A 17,576-nucleotide genomic window follows, 5' to 3' on the forward strand; every position below is an offset into this window, starting at 1 on the left:
CCGGCAGGAGGTGGCCGCCTTCCGGCGCTCGCTCGGGCTCGACCGCCTGGTGGACGTCCACACGCACTTCATGCCGGAGCGGGTGCTGGCCAAGGTGTGGGCGTACTTCGACGCGGCCGGACCGCTGGTGGGGCGGCACTGGCCGATCGCCTACCGGGGGGAGGAGCGGCAGCGGCTGGAGATGCTGCGCGGTTTCGGCGTGCGCGCCTTCACGTCCCTGCTCTACCCGCACAAGCCGGGGATGGCCCGCTGGCTGAACGAGTGGGCCGCCGATTTCGCCGCCCGCACCCCGGACTGCCTGCACACGGCCACGTTCTTCCCGGAACCGAGCGCCCTGGCCGACGTGCGGCGCGCCCTCGACCAGGGGGCGCGGGTCTTCAAGTGCCATGTCCAGGTGGGCGGGTTCGACCCCAACGACCCTCTGCTGGACGGGGTGTGGCGGCTGCTCGCCGACGAGGGCGTCCCGGTGGTCACGCACTGCGGCTCCGGCCCGGTGCCGGGCGTCCACACCGGTCCGGCACCGATCGCCGCCCTGCTCGGCCGCCATCCCCGGCTGCGGCTGGTCGTCGCCCATCTCGGCATGCCCGAGTACGAGGACTTCCTCGGCCTCGCCGAGCGCCACCCCGGCGTCATGCTCGACACGACCATGGCCTTCACCCCCTTCGCCGAGTCCGAGGCCCCCTTCCCCCGCGCCGCCCTGCCCCGCCTCGCCGCCCTCCAGGACCGCGTCCTGCTCGGCACCGACTACCCCAACATCCCGTACACCTACGCCTCCGCCCTGCACGCGCTGCGCGACACCGGTCTCGGCGTCCCGTGGCTGCGGGCCGTCTGCCACGACAACGCCGCACGCCTCTTCTCCCTCTGAGCCGCAGCCGCCGAGCCCAGCGCGCCCTCGGCCCGTCCGCAGCCCCCGCACCCCTCGCGCGACCCGGGGCGTCAACCTGCGCGAGGGCCGAACGGACAAACGCCACTCCCCGCCGAACGGGGCTTCACCGGCCTGGCCGACCTCGCCGCCGAACGGGTCCCGCCGGGCCGCGGACTCCGCCGGCGACCTCCTGACGTGGCCTTTTGTCCCGGCATCCGCAGGACCGCGCGGCGCGGCGGGCGTGTGCGGCCGGATCGGCGTGACCGTGATGCCCCGCGCGTCCACCAACGGAGCGTCCGGACGCTCTGGTCCAATAACGCATATCGGGCATCAGGAGAACTCACCCATACCACCCATGGAGGCAGTCATGCGGGATGCCGGGCAGGGCGCTCGGGGGCGTACGGCCGTACGCCGGTCGGCGCTCGGGATCGGGTGCGCGGTGGCCGCGCTCGCAGGCGTGGTGGCCGCGCCCGCCGGGCCGGCCGGCGCGATCGGCGGCGCGCCGCACGTGCGCGGCGCGCTGCTCCACCCCGAGCGGGACTGGATGGGCTCGTCCATCGCCGCCCACGAGGGCCGGTCCACCGGGAGCCCCACCGCCCCCGGGGCCGCGACCCGGACCCAGGGCTTCGACGTCAGCAACTGGCAGGGCACCGTCGACTGGGCGGCCGCGTACAGCAAGGGCGCCCGGTTCGCGTACATGAAGGCCACCGAGGGCACCACGTACAAGGACCCGACGTTCAACGCGAACTACACCCACTCCTACAACGCGGGCTTCATCCGCGGCGCCTACCACTTCGCGCGCCCGGACAGCTCCGGCGGCAAGACGCAGGCGGACTACTTCGTCGCGCACGGCGGCGGCTGGTCCAAGGACGGCAAGACGCTGCCGCCGCTGCTGGACATCGAGTACCCGGCCGGCGCCGCCTGCTACGGCCTGAGCAAGACCGCGATGGTCAGCTGGATCAAGGCGTTCGTCGACGAGGTGCACGCCAAGACCACCCGCTGGGCGACCATCTACTCCACCACCGACTGGTGGACCACCTGCACCGGCAACACCGCGTCGTTCGCCGCCCACGACCCGCTGTTCGTGGCGCGTTACGCCTCCAGCGCGGGCAAGCTCCCGGCCGGCTGGCCCTTCTACAGCTTCTGGCAGCACGCCGACTCCGGCACGTTCCCCGGCGACCAGGACTACTTCAACGGCCCGCTCAGCGGGCTGCGCAACCTCGCCAACAACACCTGAGACAGGCGGAGGAGGAAGCCTCCGGCGCGGGCGTCGTACGCCCCGCACAGGGATGGCCGGCCGGGTCCGTGCCGGCCGTCCCTGCGCGGCGCGTGCGACGCCCTTTTCGTCTGCTGACCGGCGGCGGCCGAAAAGGGTCGGTCGAGGGGCGGGTCGCGCGTGCGGGCCGATCACGGCCGCGCCCGGGCCGTCGGGGAAATCGTCCGGCTCCGACCGGATTTGGGCGACCGGTGATCGTCGGTTTTCGGTAAAGCGGCACCGCTGAGCGCCATACGGTATTCCCACAACACTCACGTGGCGTGCACACTACAGGCCGGGTGCGGGTCGTGAACGAGCATGCGGTACAGGGCCGGTGCCTGACGTTTTCCTCTCACGGACCATCACGTTGGAGTCGTCATCACCCACATACACAAACCCCGTAGCCCCCGAAGGCGCGCCGGCGTGGTCGCCACCGCCTCGCTGGCTCTGCTGTCCGGGTCGCTGCTGCTCGCCTCGCCCTCCCAGGCGTCGGCGCCGGCCGCGTCCGCCAGGACCATCACCGGCAGCCACCCTGCCTGGGCCACCGCCTCGGCCGACGCGGGCTCGGTGTCGTCCTCGACCGAGATCACCGGCACCGTGTACCTCGCCGGCCAGGACCCGGCCGGTCTGACCGCGTACGCGACGGCCGTCTCGGACCCGAGCAGCTCCAGTTACGGCAAGTTCCTCACGCCGGCCCAGTACCAGGCCCGTTTCGGGGCCACCAAGGCGCAGATAGCCGCCGTGCAGAAGTGGGCCGAGGACTCCGGTCTGAAGGTGCTCTCCACCACCTCGCACGCGATCACCGTCAAGGGCACCAACTCGGCGCTCACCAAGGCCTTCGGCACCGGTGAGCACCAGTACAAGGTGGCCGGCGAACTGCGTCACGCCCCGGCCGCGAACCTGAAGGTGCCGGCCTCGGTCTCCAGCGCGATCCTCGGCGTCGACGGCCTGTCCTCGACCGCCACCAAGGCGCAGCCCGACTCGCACAAGGTGACCGCCGACGCCGCCACCACGGCCAAGAGCGCCAAGTCCGACAAGGGCCTGCCGACCACGGCGACCTGCTCGGCGTACTGGGGCCAGAAGACCGCCAAGGGCGCGCCGGCCGGGTACACCAGCAAGGACGTGCCGTTCGACCAGTGCTCGCTGTACCCCTCGCAGATCCGCAAGGCGTACGGCATCACCTCCAGCGGTCTGACCGGCAAGGGCTCCACGATCGCCATCGTCGACGCCTACGGCAGCTCCACCATGGAGGCCGACGCCGACCAGTACGCCACCAACCACGGTGACAAGGCGTTCAAGAAGGGCCAGTACACGGAGGTCGTGGACTCGTCCCAGTGGACGGACCAGGACCTGTGCGGCGGCCCGGAGGGCTGGGCCCCCGAGGAGTCCCTCGACGTCGAGATGGCGCACGGCCTCGCCCCCGACGCCAACGTGGTCTACGTCGGTGCGAACTCCTGCAACGACGACGACCTGCTGGCCGCGATCACCACGATCGTCGACAAGCACCTCGCCGATGTCGTCTCCAATTCGTGGGGCGAGATCATGCACACCACGGACAACGCGGACGTGACCGCGTCGGAGATCGCCGCCTACGAGCAGGTCTTCCAGCAGGCCGCGATCGAGGGCATCGGCATCGGCTTCTCGGCCGGCGACTGCGGTGACAGCAGCCCGCTGGCGGCCGCCACCGGCGTCAACTGCCAGGCCGACACCTCTCGCGCCCAGGCCAACTGGCCCGACTCCGACCCGTGGGTGACCTCGGTCGGCGGCACCGCGCTGGGTCTGGCCAACAAGTCCGGCGCGTACGGCTTCGAGACCGACATGGGCACCGCGCGCTCCACGCTGTCCGCGGACGGCAAGAGCTGGACCCCGGCCGCGGCCGCGGCGCCGTTCTACTTCGGTGGCGGCGGCGGTACCAGCGAGGACTTCGCGCAGCCCGGCTACCAGAAGGGCGTCGTCCCCGACACGCTCTCGCACACCCTGATGACCGGTCAGAAGGTGTCCACCGCACAGCGCGTCACCCCGGACATCTCGATGGTCGGTGACCTGTACACCTCCGTGCTCGTCGGCATGTCCGACGGTGCGGCGTACAGCGAGGGCGGCTACGGCGGCACCAGCGTCTCCTCGCCGGAGTTCGCCGCGGTCCAGGCCGACGCGATGCAGGCCGGCCACCACGCGATCGGCTTCGCCAACCCGGGGATCTACGCCCGCTCGCACGTGGTCACCGACGTCGTCGACAAGAACGCCCTGCACAGCAGCACCCCGCTGAGCAGCGTCTACGACGCGGGCGTGGTCAACGGCTCGCTGCTGGTGCGCCTGATCGGCTTCGGCGAGGACACCTCGCTGAACGCGGTGCACGGCTACGACGACGCGACCGGCGTGGGCTCGCCGAACGCCGCCTACCTGAAGTCGTTCGACTTCAAGAAGTAGGCCGCGCGCGGCACCGGTTGAACCGGACGGGTTCCCGGTGGAGGACGACTCCTCCACCGGGGGCCCGTCCGCACGTGTGATCGGATCGACTGAATAATGGACCCGGACGCACCCGCACCTGGGGTGCCGTACGGGGGGACCCGAGCACAGATGGCGAAGCTCAAGCGCGGGGCCGTGGCCGGCCTCGCCACGGCGGGGGTGGCCGCCGCGTTAACGGTGACGCTGATCGCGGTCGGCAATGGAGGCGGCGGCGGGGGCTCCGCCCACGCGAAGGCGGCGCCGCGCAGCACGCAGCCGCCGGTCCGGCACGCACCGACCACCGGCGCCACGCCCAAGTGGGACGGCAAGACCAAGGTGATCGGCGACGGCTCCACGTCCTACACCGGACCGCAACCGAACCAGCCGAGCTGGCACAAGCTCAAACCGGGCGAGAAGCCCCCGCAGTTCGTGGTGTTCTCCTGGGACGGCGCGCTGGAGGGCGACGACCACGACTTCTCCCGCTTCCGCACCCTGGCGAAGCAGTACCACGCCAACATGACGTTCTTCCTCAGCGGCATCTACCTGCTGCCGAAGGACAAGCGCACCCTCTACCACCCGCCGCAGCACCCGCCGGGCTCCTCCGCGATCGACTTCCCCACCGACCAGCACATCACGTGGACGATCGAGCAGCTCCGCCAGGCCTGGGAGGACGGCGACGAGATCGGCACCCACTTCAACGGTCACTTCTGCAAGCCCGACAAGGGCGCGGGAGCGAACTGGAGCACCAAGGAGTGGCTGAGCGAGGCGGACCAGGCGTACTCCTTCGTGCAGAACTGGAAGACCAACACCGGCGACACCGACATCCCGCCGCTGCCCTTCGACTACGCCCAGGAGCTGGTCGGCGGGCGCGCGCCGTGCCTGGAGGGCCAGAAGAACCTGCTGCCCGCCGAGAAGCAGCTGGGCTGGCGGTACGACGCCAGCTCGCCCGGCGACTTCCAGCTCTGGCCGGCGAAGAAGGACGGGGTGTGGAACTTCCCGCTGGAGCTGGTGCCCTACCCCGGCAAGAGCTTCCAGGGCCTGTCGATGGACTTCAACTTCCTCTACAACCAGTCCGGCGGCGACGTCACCGAGGGCGACCCGGCGAAGTACCCGGCGTGGGAGAAGCAGACCCGCCAGGGCTACCTCGACGGCTTCGAGCGGGTCTACAACGGCAGCCGGGCCCCGCTGTTCATCGGCAACCACTTCGAGGACTGGAACGGCGGCATCTACATGCAGGCCGTCGCCGACGTGGTGAAGGACGTCTGCACCAAGAAGGGCGTGGAGTGCGTGTCCTTCAAGGAGCTGTGCGACTGGCTGGACCTGCAGGACCCGGCCGTGGTGGCGAAGCTGCGCAACCTCGACCCGGGCGAGTCCCCGGACTGGTCCACCTTCCTCACGAAGTAGCCGGCGTCGCTCCCGGCCGCGGGTCGCCCGGTGGGCGGACCGCGGCCATGTAGCGGGTCCAGATGTCCGTCGGGTAGTCGCTGCCGGGCTTCTTCTTCGACCGTCCGCCGATGCCGGTGAGCGGCTCCAGCAGTTGCGACTTCGGGTCGATCCGGAACAGCGTGACCGCGGTGGCCATCTCCTGGTCGTAGCCGACGAAGGAGGCCGAGGTGTCGTCCGGCGCGGTGCCCGGCAGACCGGCCAGCCCCGGCCCTGCCTGCGCCACCGCGTGCCCGGCGCCGGCGCCGGTGCCGACCGCGTCGTGCAGCGCGTCGTCCACCTCCCCGGCCACCTTCGGGGTGAACGGGTGCGTGACGGCGGGCGACTTGAGCGGCATCTGCGAGCCCTTCAGGGTGACGCGCAGCACGGAGTACGGATCGGTGTGGGTGCCGCCGGCCGCGAAGGTGGCGTACCCGTCGGCCATCCGAATCGGGCTGGGTGTGGAGGTGCCCAGCGAGAAGTCCGGGATCTGCTCGGCGAAGCCGCTGTCGGGCAGCAGGCCGGCGTCGACGGACGCCTGCCGGACCTGGTTGAGCCCGACGTCCATGCCGAGTTGCGTGACCGGCCCGTTCACGCCGTCCGCGACGGCCTTGCCCAGCGGAATCTTCCCGTACGAACGGCCCCCGGCGTTCGCGGTCTTGACCACTTTCCCGTCCCGGCTCCAGTACGGCCCCTCGGGCGTCTGGATCGGCACCTTGTCGTCGCCGTCGTACGGCGAGGACGGGCTGACGGCGGCGCGTGGCGCGTCCCGGTCGCGGACCACCCCGTCGCGCAGGCCGGCCGCGTACACGAACGGCGCGTAGGTGGTGCCGGCCGGCACGATCGAGATGTCGGCGTCGTCGAAGCCCTGCTTGATGTAGTCCGGTCCGCCGTAGATGGCGAGGATCCGCCCGTCGGTGGCGACGGAGGCGGCGCCGACCCGCACGTCGCGGTCGGCGGGGCGGCCGGCCGGGTCCAGGGTGCCGAGCCGCTTCTTGACGGCGGCGGCCAGCGCATCGACCTTCGGCTTCTGGAAGGTGGTGTAGATCTGGTAGCCGCCGAGGTCGAACTGCTGGTCGGAGATACCGCTGTGGGCCGAGATGTAGGCGCGCGCGGTGTCGACGAGGTAGCCGGTCTGCCCGCTCAGGCCCACCGGCCTGGGCGGCGCGATCGGCTCCGGGAACTTCGTGTAGGTGGCGCGCTGCGCGGCCGACAACTTGCCGGTCTTCACCATCCGGTCCAGCACCCAGCTCCAGCGGTCCACCGCCCGCTGGTGGTTGGCGGCGCTCATCGAAGGGTCGTACTCCCCCGCGCCCTTGAGCAGCGCGGCGAGGAAGGCGGCCTGACTGGGGTTGAGTTGGGAGACGTCCTCGCCGTAGTACGCCTTCGCTGCGCGCTGCACCCCGTAGGCACCGCGGCCGAACCAGCTGGTGTTGAGGTACCCGTCGAGGATCTGCTGCTTGCTCATCTTGCGGTCGAGCTTGATCGCGATGAAGATCTCGGAGATCTTGCGGCTGACCGTCTGGTCCTGGTTGAGGTAGACGTTCTTGACGTACTGCTGGGTGATGGTCGAACCGCCCTGCGTCTCACCGCCGGTGGCCATGGTCGCCACCGCCCGCGTGATGCCCTTCGGGGAGACGCCGGGGTCGGAGTAGAACGACGCGTTCTCGGCCGCGAGCACCGCCGACTGCACGGAGGTCGGTATACGGTCCAGCGGCATCGCCTGCCGGTCGACCGGCCCGACCCGGGCCATCTCGGTGCCGTCCGCCCAGTAGTAGACGTTGTCCTGCTGGGTCGCGTAGGCGTTCAGGTCGGTGGGGATCGCGGTATGTTCGTAGGCCCAGCCGACCAGCGTGACCAGCGCCAGGAGCGCCCAGGTGAACGTCATGATGATCTGCCGCGGTGACGGCAGCCAGCGGCGCCACCCGGTCCGGCCCCGCCGCGGATAGTGCGGGCGCAGCCGGCGTAGCCCCCCCAGCCGCCGCACACCCGGAAGCCGCCGCAGTCCGCCCAGCCTCTTGACGCCCGGAAGCCGCCGCAGCCGCCGCCGGGATCGCCGTAACAGCCGTGCCAGGCGGTTCTCGCTGCCGCCGGCCGCCCGCTTCGGCCATGGCGGGCGGGCCGCCGCCACGCGCCGTGCCAACGCCTTGAACCGCAGCCGCCGTTGTCCCCGCCCGAGCCGTGAAAACATGCACTCTCCTGCCGGCACCCTCGGAAAGGGCGTTCCCCCGCCCCCCAACTGTTCGAATTTAGGGGGGAGTTGAGTGCGGAATGAGGCGAGATCTTCACAGGTCTGTAACAGGGCCCCCGCACCTGGCGCGTCCCGGGACGGCCTCCCCCGGACCGCCGCCGGGCTCTCGGGGCCCGCGTGGGGCGGAGGTTACGCATCCGTGACCCGGGGACCGATGACTTCCGGGCGTGCTGCGGGTCTGACCTGGGTGACAGGACGGATCGCGCCGTGCGCAGCGCGGGCGCGGGGCAGAACGAGGGAGAGTCACCCATGACGGACGACGTGACGCGGATGCTGGACCTGGGCCCTGCCGCGGCGAGGGTCGCCGGGCTCGCCGAGGGCGTGCGCGACGGGCAGTTCGGCGGTCCGACGCCCTGCCCCGAGCTCGCGGTCCGCAACCTGCTCGGCCACCTGATCGGCCTGGCCGCCGCGTTCACCGACGCGGGCCGCAAGGACCTGGGCCCCTCCACCGCGACGCCCCCGGGCACGATCGTGCCGGACATCGACGACGAGGGGTCCTGGCGGACCGCGCTGCCGAAGGTGATGGACGGCCTGGTCGCCACCTGGCAGGACCCGGCCGCCTGGGAGGGCATGACGCAGGCCGGCGGGGTGACCCTCCCCGCCGGGCAGACCGGAGTGGTCGTCCTCAACGAACTGGTGGTGCACGGTTGGGACCTGGCCCGCTCGACCGGCCAGCCCTACCAGCCGGCGCCCGCCGATCTGGAGGCGTGCCACGCGATGCTCGCCCCCTTCGCCGAGCATCACCCCGCGCAGAGCCCGTTCGGCCCCCCGGTCACGGTCCCCGCGGACGCGCCGCTGCTGGACCGGGTCATCGGCCTCACCGGCCGCGACCCCCACTGGCAGCCCGCGTCCTAGGAGCCGGCGCGCACACGGCTCCGCCCCGGGTCCCGGACGGCTCGTCCGGGACCCGGGGCGCGGTGGTACGCGGAGTACGGGAGCGAGCGGCGCCCGGAGAGGTCAGCTCTGGTACGGGTTGGCGCCCTGCGGCGGGACCGGCTGGCCGGCCTGCGGCTGCGGCTGCGCCTGGCTCGCGACCTGCGCCTGGAGCTGCTCGGCCTGCTCCTTGGGCATCGCCGTCTGCGCGCCGCAGAAGGTGCACTGGGTCGAGTACTTGGAGCTGATCGGGAAGAGCGGGATGAAGAACAGCGTGAACTTCATGACCCGCTTGCGGAGCGTGTGCGCCGCCGGGTTGCCGCAACGGCCGCAGAGCAGCGTGATCATCGCGAGCTGGTAGATGTAACTTCTGGTGCCCCAAATGATCATGGTGGTTCGCCTTCCCCCTGGAGTTCCCGCCCCTGCGACGGACTCGCTGTCAAGGAGCACAGTGTGCCGTACCCGGGCGACAACACGGCAGCCGGGCAGCGGAATTTACCTATCCATGCCATTCCGGCGGCGCGGCGGGCGCGGAACGGGCCCGGCCGGGTGCGGAACGGGCCCCGAACGCGTGCGGCCCGCCGCCCCGTTCAGTCCCTGCCGCCGGGCAACGGCGGCCGGGCACCGTCCCGCGCGGTCGCGTAGAGGGCCACTGCCAGCGGCCGGATGCTGGCCAGCCGGTGCTCGCTCTCGTCGGGCGGCGCGGGCAGCGTCTCCCCGGTCAGATCGCGCTCCAGCAGCAGTTCGGCCGCGTGGATGCGCGACCGCACCGTCTTGGCCGCGATCCCCAGCGACAGGGCGGCGGGCTCGAACCGGCAGCCGTGCCGCACCCACTCCCGTACGGTGCGCAGCAGGTCGCGGCGGTCGTCCGCGAGCGGCCGCAGCACCCTCTCCGCCCAGGCCCGCAACGCCGGTTCGGACAGCAGGGTGTGCAGATCCGGTACGGCGCCGTGGTCCGCGTCGTCCCGCCCGACGGGCGGCTCGTTGCCGTACCGCGCGACGATCTGCGCGGCCAGTGACAGCACCACCCGGTCGAGGATGCCGTCCTGGTCGAGGCCGACCGCGTCGAACACCTGCCGCACCCGGCGGGTGACGGTGTTGCGGTGCACCCCGATCACCCGGGCGGTCGCGGACATCTCGAACTCGACCGCCATCGCGGTGGTCTCCAGGATCTGCGTCCCGCCCCTCGGCATCGCCAGCACCGGCCGCAGCAGGCGGGTGGCCCAGGCGCGGGCGACGTCGGGGGCGAGCACGTCGACGATGCCGGTGACCCGGCTGGCCATCGCCACCCGGTCCGGGTTGCGGCCCGCCCGGGTCACGCAGTCGAGCGCCTCGCCGTACGCGTCGGGCACGGCGTCCAGCGGGTGGACGAGGCTGCCGCCGAGCAGCGTGCGGGCGTCGTCGAAGGAGTGCATCAGCCCGTGCAGACCCTCCTCCGCCCGGGCGGTCGAGCAGCGCGGCGCGAGGAAGATCAGGTGCCGCTGGTAGGCGGGGCAGCGCACCGTCAACGCCACGTCGGCCAGCACGCGTTCGGCCTCGCCGAGGACGGTCTCGCGGGAGGCGCGGTTGCAGTCGAGGATGAAGACCCGCACGCTGTCGCTGTCCAGCAGGGAGCCCTCTATCCCCGCGACGACCCGCTGCGCGGCCACGGTGTGCCCGGTCATGAACAGCTGGAACGCCGACAGCCGCACCCCGCGCAGCGCGTCGCCGACCGCCCAGGTGGTGCGGCGCTCGCGCAGCCCCGCCAGCGCCACCCGCAGCGCCTTGGCGGTGTACGCGACCAGCACCGGATCGGGGTCGGGCTCCTTGGTGGCGACCACGAGCGTCGCGTCACCGGCGGCCGACAGCATGACACTCCGCGCGTAGCCGCCTCCCGCAGTGCGCTGACGGATCCCCACGGGCGCGTCGAGCAGGGGCGCGAGCGAGGCGGCCGCCGCCGCGGGCGCGGCGGCGAGCGCCTCGCCGTCCGCGTGCACCAGCACCTCTGCGTCCAGTTCCCTGGCCAGATACGCGGTCAGCTGCCTGACGGTCACCCGCTCGTCGGCGCCGGGCACCGGCAACCGGTCCAGCAGCCCGGCCAGCCGGGCGTTGCGCTGCCTCACCGCGCCCGCGCCCAGCGCGGCGACCTGCGCGGCCAGTTCGCGCCAGGCGACGGTGGGGTGCGGGCCGACCAGCAGCGGCACCCCCGCAGCCGCGGCCGCCGCGACCAGCCCGGCGGTGCGCGGGTCGCCGGCCCGGGTGCCCGCCAGCGCCAGCCCGGCGGCGCCGGCCGCCGCGAGCGTCCGCACCAGCCGGTCGGGGTGGCCTATCCGGCCGGGGTCGGCGACCACCAGCGCCCGCTCGATCAGCGCGCCGGCCAGTTCCGCGTCCGGGTCCCGCGGCACCAGCGCCTGCTCGACCTCGCTGCCGCCGTCGCCGGTGACGAGGGTCAACCCGAAGTCGGGCGCGGACGCGAGGTCGTTGAGAGTGAGCACGCTGGCTCCCGGGGTCGGCGGAGGGCGAGCCGTGCACCGCCGCGCTGCGGCGCGCCGGGTCCGGCCCCCCGGCCAACCGTCCCGTACCACCGACGACATCGGTCCTGCGCGGCTCGCCCGGGTCGTCAACCCCAAGCGTAAGCTCCACTCACCGTCGCCAAAAAGCCCAGGGGGGCGCGAATCGCCCGCGCAGGGCGGCGGAACGGGCCGGTGCGGCATCGGCACGCACCCGGCCAGGACACGTGAACGGTCGGCGATCCCCTCCCCCGAGCGGTGAACCCCCCGTGCCCGCGGACCGCCGACCACGTCGAATCTAAGGTGCGTGCGAGCACCGCACCACGTCCCCCGTGCACCATTTCGCCCGGGTCGACGGCACGCGTGCACCACGCCGTCCCCGACGCACACCCGGCCCGACCTGTGGCGCAGCCGCCCGCGGCGGCCGGCACCCCTCACACTGGCAATCGAGCGCGCCGGGCCCGGCCGGCGCCCGGCGCCCTGACGACGGAAAGGCCGCACCGCACCCTATGAACGCGTCCGCATGAACACCCCGCACGCCGTGAGGACCGCCGGATGAGCAACGCCGCGGCCGAAGCACTCAGCGCCGTCCTCCTGGTCCTCGTCCTGGGTTGCGCGGTGGTCCGCCCCTGGGGGCTGCCGGAAGCGGTCGTGGCGGTGCCGGCCGCCGCGGTGGCCGTCGCCACCGGGGCGATCTCCCTGGACCACGCCCGGGCCGAGGCGCAGCAGCTGGGCCCGGTGATCGGCTTCCTCGCGGCGGTCCTGGTGCTGGCCCAGCTCTGCGACGAGGAAGGACTGTTCACTGCCTGCGGCGGCTGGATGGCCCGCGCGGCCGGCGGCAGCCCGTACCGCCTGCTCGGGCAGGTGTTCGTGCTGGCCTCGGTGATCACCGCGGTGCTCAGCCTGGACGCGACCATCGTGCTGCTCACCCCGGTGGTGTTCGCGACGTCCGCACGGCTGGGCGCCCGGCCCAAACCGCATGTCTACGCCTGCACCCACCTGTCCAACACCGCGTCCCTCCTGTTGCCGGTCTCCAACCTCACCAACCTGCTCGCCCTGGCGGCGAGCGGCCTGAGCTTCACCCGGTTCGCGGCGCTGATGGTGCTGCCCTGGCTGGCCGCGATCGGCGTGGAGTACGTGGTGCTGCGGCGGTTCTTCGGCACCGACCTGGCCGCCGGGGCGAATCCCACCGGGACCACGGAACGGCCGCCGCTGCCCCGGTTCGCGCTCGCCACCGTCGGCTGCACGCTCGCCGGTTTCGTGGTCGCCTCACTGGTCGGGATCAACCCGGCCTGGGCGGCCTTCGCCGGGGCGGCGGTACTCGCGGTGCGCGCGCTGATCCGGCGCCGCACCACCCCCCGTGCCCTGGTCCGGGCAGCCGCTGTGCCCTTCCTGGCCTTCGTGCTCGCGCTGGGCATCGTGGTGCGCGCGCTGGTCGACCACGGACTCGGCTCCGCCCTCGGCCACGCGGTGCCCGGCGGCACCGGCTTTCCCGCGCTGCTCGCCCTGGCCGCGCTGGCCGCGCTCCTGGCGAACCTCATCAACAACCTCCCCGCCGTGCTGGTCCTGCTCCCGCTGACCGCGCCGAACGGCGCGGGCGCGGTCCTCGCCGTCCTGCTCGGCGTCAACATCGGCCCCAACCTCACCTATGCGGGCTCCCTCGCCACCCTGCTGTGGCGGCGTATCGTGCGAGCCCACGAAGCCGAGGTGGACCTCGGCGAGTTCACCCGCCTCGGCGCGATCGCCGTGCCTGCCACGCTGCTGGTCGCGGTGGTGGCACTGTGGCTGTCGCTGACCGTGATCGGAGGCTGATCCCCCTGCCCACGCCCCCGCCGCCGCACCGTCCCCCCGGTCCGCCCGGTCCCCACGAGCCGCCGCACCCCCCGCACCCGCCGCACGTGAGCAGGCCCGGGCCCCCGAAGCAGGGTGGGACGAACGGCGCCGTCCGGCACGTGGTCGCCTGGATCGTCGAGGGCACCTGGCCGGCCTGCGTGGACGCGGTCCGCACCCACGCGCCCGGCGACGCCGACATCGTCCTGGTGCACGTCCCGGAGCCGGAGGTGGCCGGCGCCGCGCACGGCGCGTTCGCCGGCCTGCTGGGCCGCGGCCGGCCGGCCCGCGACCCCGGCCTGGCCCTGTCCGAGCAGGCCACCGCCTCCGGCGAGGCGCTGCTGGCCGAGGCCGCCGCCCGCCTGGCCCGCCCCTGCACCACCCGCCAGCGCACCGGCCGGGTCGAGCGCGAGGTCGTCGCCGAGTCCGACGGCGCCGACCTCCTCGTCCTCGCCCGCGACGGTGACCGCACCCACCTCGGGCCGCACAGCCTCGGCCCGCACAGCCGCTTCATCGTGGACCACGCCCCGTGCGCGGTCCTCCTCGTCTGGCCCGAGTCCGCGCCCGCCCCCGACACGATCCCGCCACCGCCACCGCCTCCCGCCCCCTAGAAGCGTCGCACGCCCCCCGAACAGCTCATCCGTAGAGGCCGCAACGGGTCGCTCGTGCTTCCTTGAGTAGAAGCAGAAGTGCGATCACGAGCCAATGCCGGTTGCCCGACGACCGGCGGGAAGCAGGCCGACATGGCGCCACGTGCACGCGGTTCAGGGCTGATCGGCGAGTTGTCCGCTGAGTTCGCCGGCACCCTGATCCTCATCCTCTTCGGCGTGGGCGTCGTCGCCCAGGTCGTCGCCGGTGGAGCCCTGACCACGCCGCCGGGCGGTCTCGGCGACCACGACAGCATCGCCTGGGCCTGGGGTCTGGGCGTCACGCTCGGCGTGTACCTCGCGGCACGACTGAGCGGCGCCCACCTCAACCCGGCGGTGACCCTGACCCTCGCGGTCTTCAAGGGCTTCTCGTGGGTCAAGGTCGTGCCGTACTGGATCGCCCAGCTGCTCGGCGCGTTCTGCGCCGCGCTGCTGGTGCGGTGGAACTACACCGAAGTACTGGCCCGGGCCGACCCCGGCCACACCTTGAAGACGCAGTTCGTCTTCTCCACGCTGCCCGGCAACGGCAACATCGCCGCGGGCGTGCACGAGTGGGGCGCGTTCCGCGACCAGATCATCGGCACGGCGATCCTGCTGATCCTGATCCTGGCGCTGACCGACCTCCTCAACAACCCGCCCCGCGCGAACCTGGGCCCCTTCATCATCGGCCTGGTCGTGGTGGCGATCGGCATGGCGTGGGGTACGGACGCCGGCTACGCCATCAACCCGGCCCGTGACTTCGGGCCGCGCCTGGCCAGCTACATCACCGGCTACAGCACAGCCTGGCGAGATCAATGGGGCAACCTCTACTGGTGGGTGCCGGTCGCGGGTCCGCTGATCGGCGGCCTCGTCGGCGGCATCGCCTACAAGCTGTTCGTCGGCATGTGGTTGCCCACCGCGGAACCGGAACCTCCGGGCCGTGCACCCATCCCGCAGGAGTGAACCCGGGTGCCCCGGCGAGTCCGGGGAACCCGACGGAGCCCGGGGGTCCGGAGCGGTCACCGCACCGGGCGCCCCGGGCATCGTGCCGAGCCGGTCCGGCTCCCGCACGCCACACCTTCGTTGACCCAGGAGATCCAGGAGAGGCAGCAAGCCATGGCGGACTTCGTCGGCGCGGTGGACCAGGGGACCACCAGCACCCGGTTCATGATCTTCGACCACGACGGGAACGAGGTGGCGCGGCACCAGCTGGAGCACACCCAGTACCTGCCGCGTCCCGGCTGGGTCGAGCACGACCCGACCGAGATCTGGGAGCGCACCAACGTGGTCATCCAGACCGCGGTGCGCAACGCGGGGATCACCGCGGCCGACCTGGCCGCCATCGGCATCACCAACCAGCGTGAGACCACGGTGGTGTGGGACCCGCGCAACGGTCGGCCGTACGGCAACGCGATCGTCTGGCAGGACACGCGGACCGACTCGATCGCCAAGAAGCTGGAGCGCGACGGGCACGGCGACCTGATCCGGCAGCGGGCCGGGCTGCCGCCGGCCACCTACTTCTCCGGCGGCAAGATCAAGTGGATGCTGGAGAACGTCGACGGCCTGCGCGAGGCGGCCGAGCAGGGCCACGCGATCTTCGGCAACACCGACGCGTGGGTGCTGTGGAACCTCACCGGCGGCCCCAAGGGCGGCGGCATCCACGCCACCGACGTCACCAACGCCAGCCGCACCATGCTGATGGACCTGGAGACGCTGGACTGGGACGACGAGCTGCTCGGCATCTTCGGCATCCCGCGCTCGATGATGCCGAAGATCAACCCGTCCTCGCACCCCGAGGCGTTCGGCAAGACCCGTCCGTCCCGGCCGACGACGACCGAGGTGCCGATCTGCGGCGTGCTCGGCGACCAGCAGGCGGCCACCGTCGGCCAGGTGTGCTTCGCGCCCGGCGAGGCGAAGAACACCTACGGCACCGGTAACTTCCTGCTGCTCAACACCGGTACGGAGGCGGTGCGTTCGGAGCACGGCCTGATCACCACGGTCGCCTACAAGTTCGGTGACGCGCCGGCCGTCTACGCGCTGGAGGGTTCCATCGCGGTGACCGGCTCGGCCGTGCAGTGGCTGCGCGACCAGCTGCACATCATCAAGGCGGCGCCGGAGAGCGAGCGGCTGGCCAAGACCGTGGACAGCAGCGACGGCATCTACTTCGTGCCCGCCTTCTCCGGGCTGTTCGCGCCGTACTGGCGCTCCGACGCCCGCGGCGCGATCGTCGGCCTGGCCCGCTTCCACAACGACGGCCACCTGGCCCGGGCGACGCTGGAGTCGATGTGCTACCAGAGCCGCGACGTGGTCGAGGCGATGGAGCAGGACTCCGGCGTGCACCTGGACGTGCTCAAGGTGGACGGCGGCGTCACCGCCAACGACCTGTGCATGCAGACCCAGGCGGACATCCTCGGCGTGCCGGTCAGCCGCCCGGTGGTCGCCGAGACCACCGCGCTCGGTGCCGCGTACGCGGCCGGCCTCGCGGTGGGCTTCTGGCGGGACACCGACGAGCTGCGCGAGCACTGGCACGAGTCGAAGCGGTGGCAGCCGGAGTGGAGCGACGAGCAGCGCGCGACCGGCTACACCGGCTGGAAGAAGGCGGTCGACCGCACACTGGACTGGGTGGACGTCGAGTAGCCGGCAATCCGGCGGAAGGGCGGTTCCGACCTCGTGTCGGGGCCGCCCTTCGACGTGTCCCCCTGCCTTCGGGCCGCTACTCCGGGCGGTGCCAGGCGGTGACGTCGAGCCGTCCGGTGTTGCCGAGATCGACGTAGAGCGGCACCCGCTGCTTCCCCCCGTCGAGGGTGAACTCGAGGGTGGCGGCGCTCGTGGCGGGCACCGTGGACTCCACGACCGTGTTCCGCCAGGCCAGCACCACGACGGCCCGCCCGCCCGGGCGCAGGGTCAGCGCGGTGGGTCCGGGGTCGGTGACGCTGTCCCGGATGTCGTTGCCGTGGTGCACCTGGACGTCGACCGTACGGCCGTCCTCGTCGAGCAGCCGCAGTCGGGGATAACCGTCGACGGCCAGGGCGGTGGTGCCGCAGTTGGTCAGCGTGACCAGGACTTGGCGCAGGCCCATCGCCCCGTCGACCGGGCCGACGCCGACCCTCGCCCCCGTGCCGGTGCAGGTCGGGGTGGGCGGGGCGTGCGGGGTGGTGGTCACGGGCGTGACCGGGGAGGGCACCGGGTGCGTCGCTCCGAAGTCCGGGGGGAGGGTGTCGGTGTGCACCGAGTACGCGCGCGCGGTCCGGACGGCTCCCGGCACGCCGGCCTCGCTCTGCGAGCCGCAGCCGCCAAGTCCGAGGCCCAGCACCGTGGTTCCGGCGAGCGCGACGGCCGCGACCGCGACGGCCCGGCTCCGGCGCTGCCGCGGCGCCGGTGTGGCCCGCGCCGTTTTCGTGGCCCTCGTGGTCCGCATCGCGCGATCATCACATATTCGTTGTCGTTCACGGTCCGATCGGGGCCGGGTGTGGCAAGAATGGGACACACCAGCCCCACCCACGGATCAGGGGGAAACAGG

Annotated in this window: 13 protein-coding genes; 9 read left to right on the forward strand and 4 right to left on the reverse strand. The window is 72.6% G+C overall.

Going from position 1 to position 17,576, the window contains the following annotated elements; translation table 11 throughout:
* The first annotated feature begins 10 nt into the window (after positions 1 to 10).
* The 4 genes from C4U44_RS12705 (at position 11) to C4U44_RS12720 (ending at position 5,969) form a co-directional block, all read left to right on the forward strand.
* Positions 11 to 865 (forward strand): amidohydrolase family protein, encoded by an 855-nt coding sequence (locus C4U44_RS12705; RefSeq protein ID WP_103886260.1) that lies wholly within the window; start codon positions 11 to 13, stop codon positions 863 to 865.
* Between the two features lie 367 nt (positions 866 to 1,232).
* The gene (locus C4U44_RS12710) at positions 1,233 to 2,102 is read left to right on the forward strand and encodes a lysozyme (RefSeq protein ID WP_103885867.1); all 870 of its coding nucleotides are present in this window, start codon (positions 1,233 to 1,235) and stop codon (positions 2,100 to 2,102) included.
* 441 nt (positions 2,103 to 2,543) lie between these two features.
* The gene (locus C4U44_RS12715) at positions 2,544 to 4,547 is read left to right on the forward strand and encodes a S53 family peptidase (protein WP_103885868.1); all 2,004 of its coding nucleotides are present in this window, start codon (positions 2,544 to 2,546) and stop codon (positions 4,545 to 4,547) included.
* A gap of 150 nt (positions 4,548 to 4,697) precedes the next feature.
* Complete coding sequence (locus tag C4U44_RS12720) at positions 4,698 to 5,969, forward strand: polysaccharide deacetylase family protein (RefSeq protein WP_235032034.1); 1,272 nt, start codon at positions 4,698 to 4,700, stop codon at positions 5,967 to 5,969.
* On the opposite strand, the gene C4U44_RS12725 is transcribed toward C4U44_RS12720, so the two are convergent.
* Complete coding sequence (locus C4U44_RS12725) at positions 5,959 to 7,875, reverse strand: transglycosylase domain-containing protein (RefSeq protein ID WP_235032035.1); 1,917 nt, start codon at positions 7,873 to 7,875, stop codon at positions 5,959 to 5,961. The genes C4U44_RS12720 and C4U44_RS12725 overlap by 11 nt on opposite strands.
* A gap of 612 nt (positions 7,876 to 8,487) precedes the next feature.
* Here C4U44_RS12725 and C4U44_RS12730 point away from each other — a divergent pair.
* Positions 8,488 to 9,093 (forward strand): TIGR03086 family metal-binding protein, encoded by a 606-nt coding sequence (locus tag C4U44_RS12730; protein ID WP_103885870.1) that lies wholly within the window; start codon positions 8,488 to 8,490, stop codon positions 9,091 to 9,093.
* Between the two features lie 102 nt (positions 9,094 to 9,195).
* On the opposite strand, the gene C4U44_RS12735 is transcribed toward C4U44_RS12730, so the two are convergent.
* Complete coding sequence (locus C4U44_RS12735) at positions 9,196 to 9,501, reverse strand: zinc-ribbon domain-containing protein (protein ID WP_103885871.1); 306 nt, start codon at positions 9,499 to 9,501, stop codon at positions 9,196 to 9,198.
* Between the two features lie 200 nt (positions 9,502 to 9,701).
* Positions 9,702 to 11,585 carry a helix-turn-helix domain-containing protein gene (locus tag C4U44_RS12740; RefSeq protein WP_103885872.1) on the reverse strand — a complete coding sequence of 628 codons (1,884 nt, stop codon included), beginning with the start codon at positions 11,583 to 11,585 and terminating at the stop codon, positions 9,702 to 9,704.
* 570 nt (positions 11,586 to 12,155) lie between these two features.
* Here C4U44_RS12740 and C4U44_RS12745 point away from each other — a divergent pair.
* The 4 genes from C4U44_RS12745 (at position 12,156) to glpK (ending at position 16,693) form a co-directional block, all read left to right on the forward strand.
* A complete protein-coding gene (locus tag C4U44_RS12745) occupies positions 12,156 to 13,412 on the forward strand; it encodes an SLC13 family permease (protein ID WP_103885873.1) in 1,257 nt (418 codons plus the stop codon).
* A gap of 86 nt (positions 13,413 to 13,498) precedes the next feature.
* Complete coding sequence (locus tag C4U44_RS12750) at positions 13,499 to 14,041, forward strand: universal stress protein (protein WP_235032036.1); 543 nt, start codon at positions 13,499 to 13,501, stop codon at positions 14,039 to 14,041.
* Positions 14,042 to 14,173: 132 nt separating this feature from the next.
* The gene (locus C4U44_RS12755; protein ID WP_103885875.1) at positions 14,174 to 15,019 is read left to right on the forward strand and encodes an MIP/aquaporin family protein; all 846 of its coding nucleotides are present in this window, start codon (positions 14,174 to 14,176) and stop codon (positions 15,017 to 15,019) included.
* A gap of 153 nt (positions 15,020 to 15,172) precedes the next feature.
* Positions 15,173 to 16,693, forward strand: coding sequence for a glycerol kinase GlpK (gene glpK, locus C4U44_RS12760; protein ID WP_103885876.1), 1,521 nt, complete (start codon positions 15,173 to 15,175; stop codon positions 16,691 to 16,693).
* Positions 16,694 to 16,769: 76 nt separating this feature from the next.
* On the opposite strand, the gene C4U44_RS12765 is transcribed toward glpK, so the two are convergent.
* Positions 16,770 to 17,474, reverse strand: a complete 705-nt coding sequence (locus C4U44_RS12765; protein ID WP_103885877.1) for a DUF4232 domain-containing protein — start codon at positions 17,472 to 17,474, stop codon at positions 16,770 to 16,772.
* Between the last annotated feature and the right edge of the window lie 102 nt (positions 17,475 to 17,576).

It is taken from the genome of Actinacidiphila yanglinensis (genome assembly GCF_900107965.1).
Classification (GTDB): domain Bacteria; phylum Actinomycetota; class Actinomycetes; order Streptomycetales; family Streptomycetaceae; genus Actinacidiphila; species Actinacidiphila yanglinensis.